Genomic DNA, 11,298 nt, shown 5'->3' on the forward strand with positions numbered 1-11,298 from the left:
TTCCCTGAAGGACAAGCGCCGCGCGGATGCGGCGCTTGCAAGGTTCAACCCGTCAAATCAGGCTTCAACGATCATACGCGTGCGCATTTCCAGGTGCAGCGCATGACAGAAGTGGGTGCAGTAGCACCAGAACACGCCGACTTTGTCGGCCACGAAGGTGACCGAAGCGGTTTCCAGCGGATTGACGATGAAGTTCACGTTGTGGTTGGGAATCGCGAAGCCGTGCGTCAGGTCCTCGATCTTGTCCAGGTTGGTCAGGATCAGCGTGACCTCATCACCCTTCTTGAGCTTGAACTCACGCATGCTGAAGGCCGGCGCCTGCGACGTCAGCTTGACGGTGACCTTCCTGCCGTTGCGGAACACGCCGGATTCCTTGGGGTCCTTGATGGCCAACGGGAACTCGTCCAGCGTATAGACCTGTTTGGGACGCACCAGATCGCGCTTGAAGATGATGAAGTCATGCGGCTCGCCGCGCACCGGGTGGTCGGCCAGCAGCACCATCTTCTCGCCAGAAATGTCCACGAGCTGCTCGTTCTCGGGGTGCAGCGGGCCCACCGGCAGGAAGCGGTCCTTGGAGAACTTGCAGCCCACGGCCAGGTACTTGCCATCGGCCGCTTTGGTCTCGGACTGCGAGGCGTTGATGTGGCCCGGCTGGTAATGCACATCCAGGCGATCGACCACGTACTTGGCGCTCTTGTCGCCCTTGTGGAACTTGATGGCGGCTTCCACATTCCACTTCACCACCTGGCTGTCCAGGAACAGCGTGGTGTAGGCGTTGCCGCGGCCGTCAAAGGCGGTGTGCAAGGGGCCCAGGCCCAACTCGACCTCGGCGACGATGACCGAGTCCAGCTTCTCCAGCTTGCCTTCGAACCAGTCGAGCACCTTGGCGAGTTCGATCACGGTGCCGGTGGGCGAGAGCTTGCCGGCGCAAATGAAGTATTTGCCGTCCGGGCTGGCATTCACGCCATGCGGGTTCTTGGGCACCGACACATAGGCCGTGAGCGCGGTCTTGGGGTCCTTGTTGGCCTCGTGCGTGCCGTCCACCACCGGCACCTTGGAGCCCGCAATGGTCTTGAACTTGCCGGCCTTGACGGCGGCCTCGATGCGGGCCACGTTGAAGAACAGGCAGGCGTCGCGCTCGGCGGACATCATGTCCTCGTACTTGGCGCCCATCTCGGTGTTGTACTGGTTGACCGCGGCCAGCTTGCCGTCATAGGAAGTGGCGACCAGGTCGCAGTTGCCGTCGATCTGCACCTGCCAGCGCACTTCCATGCTTTCGGCGTCCACGCAGCTGAACAGCGAGCGGTACTTGCTGGCGTCTTCGGTGGCGGTGTTGGGCAGGGGGATGGAGAACTCGCCGCCGCAGAACACGCGCGTGGTGTAGTTGATCTTCTCGTCCACCGGGTCGCGCTTGTCCGGGAAGATGCCGTGAAAGCCCTGCACATTGGGCAGCTCGGTGATCTTGTCGCAGACGAAATAGTCCAGGCGTATGCGCGCGATGCGGCTGTTGATCTTGTCGTTGATCCAGGCGTAGCGGCCGTCGTAGTTGCCGTCCTTGTAGGAGGCATGGGTGTGGTGGGAGTCGCCCACCGTGTACCTGAGGCTGCCGTCGGCCTTGGTGCCCATCACCTTCTTCGATTCATTGGTGATGCCCCAGCCCACCAGCGCATCGGGCACAAAGCAGGGGATGCGGTGGATCTCGCGGCCCGAGGGCAGGCCCAGCACCCGCATGTCGCCGGTATGGCCGCCGCTCCACAGGCCGTAATAGGTGTCGAGCTCGCCCGGCTTCAGATGCGTGGCATTGTCGCCACTCTTGCCCCCCGCAGCGGGCGCCGAAGCGGCGGGCGCAAAAGCGCTGGTTGGCTTGTCGGTGCAGGCCGCCAGGCCTGCCACGCCGACCAGGGCAGCAGAATTGATGAACCGGCGGCGGCCGATGCCTGCCTCTGCAGCGGGTTTTACTTGTTTGTCTTGGCTCATGAGAAGGTCCTCGTTGAATGGCCTTGTCGGAACAGGCACACTTGGTTGGAATTACTGTCGCTACCAAGGTGAATACTGAGCGACGAATGAAAAGATTCGTTTGATATAGATTAATCAGCCGGTAAAAACCCTGGTGCACCTACGCCGATGACGACCCGGTGTGCGAATATCGGTCTGTCGAATTTCGTATGACTATGCCTATTCAATTTCCAGGAGAGAAGCAATGAACAAACCCACCCTGCTGTTGGCCACATTGAGCTTGGCGCTGCTGGCCGCTTGCGGGCAAAAGGATGCCGCGGCTCCGGCGCCCGCGACCACCGTAGCGCCTGCTCCCGCCGCCGCACCTGTCGCCGAAAACACGCTGGGCAAGACGGTATACGGGAAGACTTGCGCGCTGTGCCATGCGGCCGGGACAGCCGGTGCGCCCAAGCCGGGCGACAAGGCCGATTGGGGCCCACGCATCGCCCAGGGTGATGATGTCCTGTACAAGCATGCCCTCGAAGGTTTCACGGGCGCCAAGGGCCAGATGCCGGCGCGGGGCGGCGCCGCCTCGCTGCCCGACGACGAGGTCAAGGCCGCCGTGGCGTATATGGTGGATCAGTCGCGCTGATCTGTCTTGGCGGGAGACATCATGCGTTCTCATCTCCCTAATCCCGTTCAGCCCGGCCGGCGCCGCGTGGTATTGGCCTTGCCGCTCATGGCCTTTGGACTGCTCGTTGCGCCCGTGCAGGCCAAAGCGGGCGTGCACCAGTCCGCGCAGGCATTGATGGGGACGCGCGTGGACCTGACACTGCAAGGTCCGGACACCTCGGCCCTGGCTGCCGCGGCCAAAGCAGCGTTCGCCGAAATGACGCGGCAGGCGAACATGATGAGCCGCTACCGCAGCACCAGCGTGCTCAGTGCCATCAATCTGTCGGCCGGACTGCAGCCGGTGCCGGTGCCGCCGGAGCTGCTGCGGGTGCTGCTCATGGCGCGCCAGGCCGCGCAGGCCAGTGGTGGTGATTTCGATGCCACGGTCGGAGCCCTGCGGGACTGGAATTTCGATCCCGGCCACCCGTCCATCCCCTCTGCGCGACAGATAGCGGAGCAATTGCCTCTGGTCGATCCCAAGGGGCTGGTGATTGATGAACGCGCCGGCACCGCCTACCTTGCGACAAGAGGCATGCGCCTGGATCTGGGCGGCATTGCCAAACTCCCCATCCTGCAAGCCGGCATGCGCAAGCTGCAGGAATTCGGGATGGCCAACGCGATGATCAACGGCGGCGGCGACGTGCTGGTGATGGGGCAGTTGAACGGACGCCCCTGGCGGGTGGGACTGCGCGACCCGCGCCAGCCCGACCGCTTGCTGGGCGTGGTGTCCCTGACCCAGGGCTTCGTCGCGTCGTCCGGCGATTACGAACGCTTCGTGATGCACCAGGGCCGGCGCCTGCACCACGTCCTCGATCCCCGGACCGGCTACCCAACCCGGGGGCCGCATGGGGTGGCGCTGATCAGCGAGCGACTGGAGGCGGTCAACGGCGTGGGCACGGCCATCATGGTGGCCGGCGCCGAGGCCGGGCGTGCCAGGGTGGCGCAGACACCGGGACTCGATGCGCTGATCGTCGATGCGGACGGCAGCGTCTGGTGTTCACGCGGGATGGCAACACGCCTTGCCTGAGGCCGGCACCTTTGCGCTGCAAAATCAGGCGCCCGAATCTGTTGGGCATGCGGACCTCCCTGAGGCGTATCCGTTGGCTAAGAAGTCCGTTTCAGAAATTCGCACACGTATTGCTCACGCGGCCAGCTTCAGGGGCTGGCTTTGAGCCCATCGATCACGCATGCGTGCGACCAACGCATTGAGATTAGCGCGGGTGAACTTCCACTCGAATGGACGCGCGATGCCTTCGAAGTGGCGCTCGAAGTTCGCCAGCCGCTCGGCGACCGCCTCCAAGCAAGCAAAGTCGTTCGGGGTCAGCACCTTGCGCTGCACGATCGAGAAGTAGATTTCAATCTGGTTGAGCCAACTTGCATGGACTGGGCCGTGAACCGGAACCAATGTGGGATGGGCTTGTGTGAGGCGGCGCACCGACGCCGGGCCACGATGTGACGAGCCGTTGTCCATGACCCAGAAGACGCGGCGAGCGGTGTTGTACGGCGCTTGGCTCATGACTTGTTCGACCAAACGCTCGAAGGGCGCGATGCCGGTGGTCGCTTCGCAGCGACCGAACACTTTGGTTCGATGCACATCCAGTGCAGCCAAGTACGCCCAGGCGCCACCGCGCGCGTACTCGTGCTCAACGCGCATCGACTTGCCAGGCTCGGTGGGCAGACTCGGATGGATACGCAAGCGAGCCTGGATGCTGGTCTTCTCGTCGGTGGAGATGACGAACTCGTCGGAGCGCAGTGCCTGTCCTTGCCAGCGCCGCTCGTACAGGTCCAGGATCCGCCCGGCCTTGACCTGGAAGTGCGGATCTCGCGGAAAGATCCAGCAACGGTGCCGCCAAGGGCGAATCGCGTCCTCGTGCAACCAACGCCAAACCGTGCTGTCGCTGATGCTGGCTACCAGACCCGAGCGCTGCGCGTATCGCGCCACATCGGCGACGCTGAGTCGCGACAGCGGCAAGCCCAATGTTGTGGGCAACTCGCATGCGAGCGCCCGGATCTCAACCGTGAGCTCTGGGGGGAAAGACCCGAGGGCGTCCCGGGCGAACCCTCTCCTGGAGGCCCGCCAATCGCTCCTTGAAGAAGCGCTGGCGCCACTGGCTGACCACCTCGCGTCGGGTGTCCAGCCGCGCGGCGATCTCGTCGTTGTCCATGCCTTTGGCGGCCATCAAGATCATCTTGGCTCGAAACACTTCGAAATAAGGCAACGTATATCTGGTGGCACGACGATTCAACTCGGTGGACTCATCCACAGACAACTCGATATAAAATGGGCTCTTCCTTGGCATGTGCAACTCCTGGTCGAAAGATTGCAGCACGATGCCATACGTGGTCAAACTTATCAAGTCAATACGTGGCTTTATTTATGAATATGCCTACTCAGGCCTTTCGCTTGGTCTGGGGCTGGTCTTGATTTTTTAGGGGGACGCTGTTCCGCTTTGCAGAATTCCGAGTGTCGCGCAGGTGTCCATCCGGGCCTTGCAGCCGCATGTCTTCGGGGCAAACCCTGGGGTTGACGCTGGACAGATAGCCCAGAATGGGTTTCCTCTTGTGGAGAAGCCATGTCTGAACTCAAGTTCCCCCGCGTTGTATCTCGCCGCCGCTTCAATCTGGCCATCACGGCCGGGGCGGCCACCGTCTGCGCGCCCCTGCTGGCCCAGAGCGCCTGGCCGAACAAGCCGATCCGCATCATCGTGCCCTACACGCCGGGCGGCTTCACCGACCAGATGGCGCGCATTGTGCAGGTGGGCCTGCAGAACCGCTTGCAGCAAACCGTGACCATCGACAACAAGCCGGGCGCCAACAGCATCATCGGGGTGGACTTGCTGGCCAAGGCGCCGGCTGACGGCAGCACCTTTGCCGTGGTGATTGCCGCCTATGCCGCCAACACCACGCTGTACCCCAAGCTGCCCTACGACCCGCGCAAGGACCTGACCGGCGTGTCCCTGATGGGCGTGTCGCCGCTGCTGGCTGCCGTCAACAACGACGCCCCCTTCAAGACGGCAAAAGAGCTGATTGGCTACGCGCGTGCCTACCCCGGCAAAGTCAGCTTCGGTTCTTCCGGCAACGGTTCAGCCGCCCACCTGACCAGCGAGCTGCTCAAGTCCATCACCAAGACCTACATGGTGCACATTCCCTACCGCGGCGCGGTGCCGGCCCTGACGGATTTGATAGGCGGGCAGATCCAGCTGTTTTTTGACGCACCGACCGGGCTGATCAACCAGGGCAAGGCAGGCCGGGTGCGGCTGATCGGCGTCGCGAGCGACCGCCGCCTGCCGGCGGTACCGGACGTCCCGACCTTCATCGAGCAGGGTTTTGCCGGCTTCACCGGCAGCACCTGGGCCGGCATGCTGGCACCGGCGGCCACCCCGAAGGACATTGTCCGGCGCATGTCGGACGAAGTCGGACGCATCATCCGCAGCGATGAAACACGTGCGCGGCTCGATGCCATGGGGACTTTCGGTGTTGGCAGCACGCCGGAGGAGTTCGACGCCTTTATTGCGCTGGAGACGACCAAATGGGCGAAGGTGATCCGGGAGGCCGGCGTCAAGGCCGATTGAGGCCGGCCTGCCGAAGCAGGGCAGGCAGGAAAAAAGACGGAAAAGAGAAGAAGAGCGAGGAAGGGCGAGAAGAGGGCCGCGGACGGCCGCTTATTCGCCGGTCGCGTTGGCCTGGGCGGTGCGCTGGACGCGGCGCGCACCGTCGAAGCGGCGGGCCCAGTAAGCGACGCTCAGGCTTTCAACCCGCACTTCGGCACCGGGCTTGGGCGCATGGATGAATTTGCCCTCGCCGACATAAATGCCGACATGGCTGAAGGCCCGCTTCATGGTGTTGAAAAACACCAGGTCGCCGGGCTGCAACTCGGTTTTGTCGATGTTCTGTGTGGCGGCGGCCTGCTGTTCGGCGCGGCGCGGCAACACCAAGCCCACGGTCTGCTCGTAGATGGCTTTCACAAAACCGCTGCAGTCCACCCCGGTCTCGGCCGTGTTGCCGCCACGCCGGTAAGGCACACCCAGGAAACCCATGGCATTGACCACCAGCTCGGAGGCCTTGTGGCTGACCGACTGCCGCACCTGGTCCATCCTGTTGAGCAGACCCTTGTCGGCAAGGAATTTGTCCATGTCGTCACCAGAATGACCGGGCGCAGCCTGCACAGTGGCAGCCAGCAGAAGGCAGGTGAGGAGCAGGGGGATACGCATGGCCGCAAGGGTACTTGAAGGACAAGTCCTACGTCAAGCTAAAGTTTTTTCTAGATTGCGTTGGTAAGCCATTGATTTGTAACGATTTACGACAATTAGCGTCTTTGAGGCTGAAAGGCAGCGTCTTCCTCAGGGAAAACCCACAGGCCGATATCCGCAAGGCGACAGTGGCATATTGCCACATGGACCGGCGCCCTCCCTGGCGCAGATCTCTTGTCTGAATCCAGGAGTGAAATATGCACTTACCCCTTATGTCGTTTGCTCTGTATGCTACTGTTTTGATAGCATTTTCAGGTGTGGAGGCACAGGCGCAGACGGTTCGACCGGAGGCCGTCGCCACGGGCCTGCAAAACCCCTGGGCCCTGGCTTTTTTGCCGCAGGGGCGCTTCCTGGTCACGGAAAGGCCCGGCCGCCTGCGTGTGGTGGAGGCCGATGGCTGGCTCGGTCCGCCCGTGCCCGGGCTGCCCGCCATTGACGCCGGCGGGCAGGGCGGCCTGCTCGATGTCATCACGGACGCCAGCTTTGCGGTCAACCGCCGGATCTACTTCTGCTTTTCCGAACCGGCTGCCTCGGGCGGCGGCAACAGCACGGCGCTGGCCCGCGCCACCCTGGCCGCTGACAACAGCCGGCTCGAGGACGTGCAGGTGCTTTTCAGCCAGAAGCCCAAGTTTTCCAGCAGCGCGCATTTTGGTTGCCGCATCGTCGAAGCCCACCAGGACGGCAAGCCCGACGGCACGTTGTTCCTGACCCTGGGTGATCGTTATTCGCGCATGCAGGACGCGCAAAAACTCGACAACCACCACGGCAAGGTGATCCGCATCAACAAGGACGGCACCGTTCCGAAAGACAACCCCTTTGTCGGGCGGGCGGGTGCCTTGCCGGAAATCTGGAGTTATGGCCACCGCAACATGCAGGGCGCAACCTTGGCGCCAGACGGTACCTACTGGACCCACGAGCACGGCCCGCAGGGCGGCGATGAAATCAACCTGCCGCAGCCCGGCCGCAACTACGGCTGGCCGGTCATCACCTACAGCGAAAACTACGGTGGCGGCAAGATGGGCGAGGGCATCACCGCCAAGGCCGGCATGGCGCAGCCGCTGCATTACTGGGTGCCGTCCATTGCACCTTCGGGCATGGTGTTTCTGACGAGCGGGCGTTATGGCCAGGCCTGGCAGGGCAACCTGTTTGTCGGTTCGCTGAAGTTCGGCTACCTCAACCGCATCGAATTGACCGCGCCTTTCAAGGGCCAGGTCGTGCGCGAGCACAAGCTGCTCGATGGCGGCGGTGAACGCATTCGCGATGTACGGCAGGGACCGGACGGCCTGCTCTATGTGCTGACCGACAGCCCGCGCGGCCGCCTGCTGCGGCTGCAGCCCGGCTGATGCAGGGCGTGCCTCTATAGAATGGGCGTTTCTCCAGACCACAGTGAGCCCGCGTGTCCGAACGATTTGATGTATTTTTGCAATACCTCCTGCCCAAGCAGGCTCTGACGGAATTCGGCAGCCACATTGCCTCCATGCAGGGCGGGGCGGTCACGACACGCATCATCCGCTGGTTTGTCGGCAAATACGGCGTGAACATGGCCGAGGCTGCCAACCCTGACCTCGGCAGCTACCCGACGTTCAACGAATTTTTCACGCGGGCGCTCAAGCCGGGCGCCCGTCCGCTGGCTGCAGCCGACCTGGTCTGTCCGGTGGACGGCGCGATCAGCCAGTTCGGCGCGATCGAGGGCGACCGGATTTTCCAGGCCAAGGGCCACCACTACTCGACCACCGCCCTGGTCGGCGGCGACCGCGAGCTGGCCGCACAGTTCGAAGGCGGCAGTTTCGCCACCATTTACCTCAGCCCCAAGGACTACCACCGCATCCACATGCCGATGGGCGGGCGCCTGCTGCGCATGATTTACGTGCCGGGTGAGCTGTTTTCGGTCAACCCGGCCACGGCGCGCGGCGTGCCCGGGCTGTTTGCGCGCAACGAGCGTGTGGTCTGTGTGTTCGCGTCGGCGCGCGGGCCGTTTGTGCTGGTGCTGGTGGGCGCCACCATTGTTGGCAGCATGGCCACGGTCTGGCACGGCGTGGTCAACCCGCCCCGGACGAAACAGGTCCGAGAGTGGCGCTACGACGGGCAACCGCCGGTGGAGCTTGCGCAGGGTGACGAAATGGGCCGCTTTTTGCTCGGCTCCACCGTGGTCATGCTGTTTCCCCGGGGGCCCTGCCGCTTCAATCCGGACTGGGCACCGGGCGCAGCGGTCCGGCTCGGGGAGATGATGGCGAACTGCGCGGCGCCCTGACGTTGGCGGCTGCGCCGAAGCGTCATTTCATTGCTATGAATAACATAGCTTCCTGCGACCGTCCCATATGGGCTGGAGGCCATTTTTACTTAAAAACGCAGGCGTTTTAGCCGGTTTGGCCGCGCCCGGGCTGATAGATAGCCGGGCCAATACCGCGCACGAGGCGCGGCGCCTGTTGCAAACCCAGTCGCTCTTTAGCCTGCAGAAATTGTCCGTGTTTACCGGCCACCCCTGTCAGAGTTGACAGGGGTCTTGCTGCACGCCCTCCACAAGGCGTCTAAATTCAAGCACTGGGTGTTGTGCAAACGGCGGCAACGGGCCTGCCGTGATGGATAAACGTCCCTGCAGCTTCCCGGGAAACGAGGATGTGATGAATTACCTCATACGGTTGGTGGACAACGAGGGATTTCCGGAGGAACAATGCCGCCTCATCGAGCAGCGGTATGACCGAGCCCTGGTCCAGCAGCTCGGCAGTCCGGAGGAGGTGGCGCAGGCGCGCCGCGCCTGGGTGCAGGCCAAGACCCGGGAGGACGAGGCGACGGGCTCAGATCTCTCACTGGAAGAAAAGCAGGCCATCGTGCGCTGGGAGCGTGCGGAAGCTGCAGCGCGACTGCTCGCTTTCGAGGGCTACACCGGTGCGCTGGAAGAGCTTTACATCGACGTCAGGCTTGCGCCTGTACCCTAGCCTGCGCCCTCGATCGCCTGGCGGCCTTTCTTCTTTTTGCATGGGACTGCCAGCATGCTTGATGGCGGCCACGGCCTGCCGTGCCCACCAGAATTTTCAGAAAAATCAATCAATATAAATCAGCCGCCTGTTTCTTTTTGTAGTCCTTTTTCCATAGTTGGAAGGTTTGCTGGCCCCACCCAACACCTGGTTGTGTTTTTTTGAAAATGGCGTTTGCTTCTGTTGTCTCCCCTTGTTCTGAACGGTAAATTCGTGGTGCGGTAACCAGACTTATTTACTTCAAAAAGGGACACTTCCATGGAGGCACTAGCAGGACGGCCCTTGGTCGAGCGGGATACCGAACTCAAGACATTGCTTCAGGCCCTGAGTGCCTTGCGTCGCGGCGATGCCAAAGTCAGTTTGCCCACCGAGTGGGAAGGTATTTACGGCAAGCTGGCTGCAGAATTCAACCAGCTGGCGGCTGTCAGCAGCTTTACCGCCAGCAGGCTGAAGGCGCGCCACACACGCAAAGTGACAGGCCAGCGCTCGTCGCAACGGCCGGAGCCCCCCGCGTTGTCGGGCTTCTGGCAGGACAGCGTCGCCGCGGTCGACAGCGCCTGCGCGGAAACCGAGGCCGCGGCAGAACAGCACCGGGTTTTTCTGTCGGCCCTGGTGGCCTTGCGCAAGGGTGATGTGAAAGCGGCCTTGCCGCAGGACTGGACCGGTCTTCCCGGCAAGCTGGCCGACGCATTCAACGACGTGGTTGCCGAAAACGTCAGCATGGCCGAAGAGGTGGCCCGCTTGAGCCGCGTCGTTGGCAAGGAGGGAAAACTCAGGGAAAGAGCCCGGGTGCCCAATGCCAGCGGTTTCTGGCGCGAGTCGGCCGAGTCCATCAATTCCCTGATTGCCGACCTGGTGCACCCCACCAGCGAAGTCGCGCGTGTGATCGGCGCCGTTGCGCAGGGCGACCTCTCCAAAAGCATGGCACTGGAGGCGGAAGGCCGGGCCCTCGAGGGCGAGTTTTTGCGCACGGCCATGATCATCAACAAGATGGTCGAGCAGCTCGGTACCTTTTCGGCCGAGGTGACCCGTGTGGCGCGCGAGGTGGGGACCGAAGGCAAGCTGGGCGGCCAGGCCGACGTGCAGGGTGTGGCCGGCACATGGAAAGACCTGACTGATTCGGTCAACTCCATGGGTTCGAATCTGACGGCGCAGGTGCGCAACATTGCCGAGGTGACGACCGCGGTGGCGGCCGGTGACCTGTCCAAGAAGATCACGGTGGACGTGAAGGGCGAGATCCTCGAACTGAAAAACACCATCAACACCATGGTGGACCAGCTGCGTTCGTTTGCTTCGGAAGTGACACGTGTCGCACGAGAGGTCGGGACCGAAGGAAAACTCGGCGGCCAGGCCGACGTGCAGGGTGTGGCCGGCACATGGAAAGACCTGACCGATTCGGTCAACTCCATGGGTTCGAATCTGACGGCGCAGGTGCGCAACATCGCCGAGGTGACCAAGGCCGTGGC

11 protein-coding genes are annotated in these 11,298 nt (G+C 62.8%); 7 read left to right on the top strand and 4 right to left on the bottom strand.

Annotated elements, in window-relative coordinates:
* Window positions 1-57 precede the first annotated feature (57 nt).
* Window positions 58-1,977 (bottom strand): TAT-dependent nitrous-oxide reductase, encoded by a 1,920-nt coding sequence (gene nosZ / locus B7G52_RS08700; protein ID WP_096697215.1) that lies wholly within the window; start codon window positions 1,975-1,977, stop codon window positions 58-60.
* Between the two features lie 223 nt (window positions 1,978-2,200).
* Here nosZ and B7G52_RS08705 point away from each other — a divergent pair, with 223 nt between their 5' ends.
* Window positions 2,201-2,587 carry a cytochrome c5 family protein gene (locus B7G52_RS08705; protein WP_096697216.1) on the top strand — a complete coding sequence of 129 codons (387 nt, stop codon included), beginning with the start codon at window positions 2,201-2,203 and terminating at the stop codon, window positions 2,585-2,587.
* A gap of 21 nt (window positions 2,588-2,608) precedes the next feature.
* Window positions 2,609-3,634, top strand: coding sequence for an FAD:protein FMN transferase (locus tag B7G52_RS08710; RefSeq protein ID WP_096697217.1), 1,026 nt, complete (start codon window positions 2,609-2,611; stop codon window positions 3,632-3,634).
* Between the two features lie 114 nt (window positions 3,635-3,748).
* Here B7G52_RS08710 and B7G52_RS08715 read toward each other — a convergent pair whose 3' ends face one another.
* Window positions 3,749-4,618 (bottom strand): IS630 family transposase, encoded by an 870-nt coding sequence (locus tag B7G52_RS08715; protein WP_256387721.1) that lies wholly within the window; start codon window positions 4,616-4,618, stop codon window positions 3,749-3,751.
* A 1-nt stretch (window position 4,619) separates the two neighbouring features.
* Window positions 4,620-4,955, bottom strand: a complete 336-nt coding sequence (locus tag B7G52_RS23780; protein ID WP_205853040.1) for a helix-turn-helix domain-containing protein — start codon at window positions 4,953-4,955, stop codon at window positions 4,620-4,622.
* Window positions 4,956-5,180: 225 nt separating this feature from the next.
* On the opposite strand from B7G52_RS23780, the gene B7G52_RS08720 reads away from it, so the two are divergent.
* Window positions 5,181-6,179, top strand: coding sequence for a tripartite tricarboxylate transporter substrate binding protein (locus tag B7G52_RS08720; RefSeq protein WP_096697218.1), 999 nt, complete (start codon window positions 5,181-5,183; stop codon window positions 6,177-6,179).
* A gap of 90 nt (window positions 6,180-6,269) precedes the next feature.
* Here the strand turns inward: B7G52_RS08720 and B7G52_RS08725 are convergent, their stop codons facing one another.
* Window positions 6,270-6,818: a C40 family peptidase gene (locus tag B7G52_RS08725; RefSeq protein WP_096697219.1), complete on the bottom strand. Its 549-nt coding sequence runs from the start codon at window positions 6,816-6,818 to the stop codon at window positions 6,270-6,272.
* Between the two features lie 251 nt (window positions 6,819-7,069).
* Here B7G52_RS08725 and B7G52_RS08730 point away from each other — a divergent pair, with 251 nt between their 5' ends.
* The 4 genes from B7G52_RS08730 to B7G52_RS08745 form a co-directional block, all read left to right on the top strand.
* Window positions 7,070-8,200, top strand: a complete 1,131-nt coding sequence (locus tag B7G52_RS08730; protein WP_371329002.1) for a PQQ-dependent sugar dehydrogenase — start codon at window positions 7,070-7,072, stop codon at window positions 8,198-8,200.
* Window positions 8,201-8,253: 53 nt separating this feature from the next.
* Entirely contained in the window at window positions 8,254-9,108 is an 855-nt protein-coding gene (gene asd, locus B7G52_RS08735; protein ID WP_096697221.1) for an archaetidylserine decarboxylase, read from the top strand.
* 370 nt (window positions 9,109-9,478) lie between these two features.
* Entirely contained in the window at window positions 9,479-9,793 is a 315-nt protein-coding gene (locus B7G52_RS08740) for a hypothetical protein (protein WP_141397410.1), read from the top strand.
* Between the two features lie 297 nt (window positions 9,794-10,090).
* Window positions 10,091-11,298, top strand: a 1,208-nt coding sequence (locus B7G52_RS08745; RefSeq protein ID WP_170954719.1) for a HAMP domain-containing protein, incomplete at its 3' end; no start/stop codon positions are given.

This window comes from Polaromonas sp. AER18D-145 (assembly GCF_002379095.1).
GTDB lineage: Bacteria > Pseudomonadota > Gammaproteobacteria > Burkholderiales > Burkholderiaceae_C > Polaromonas.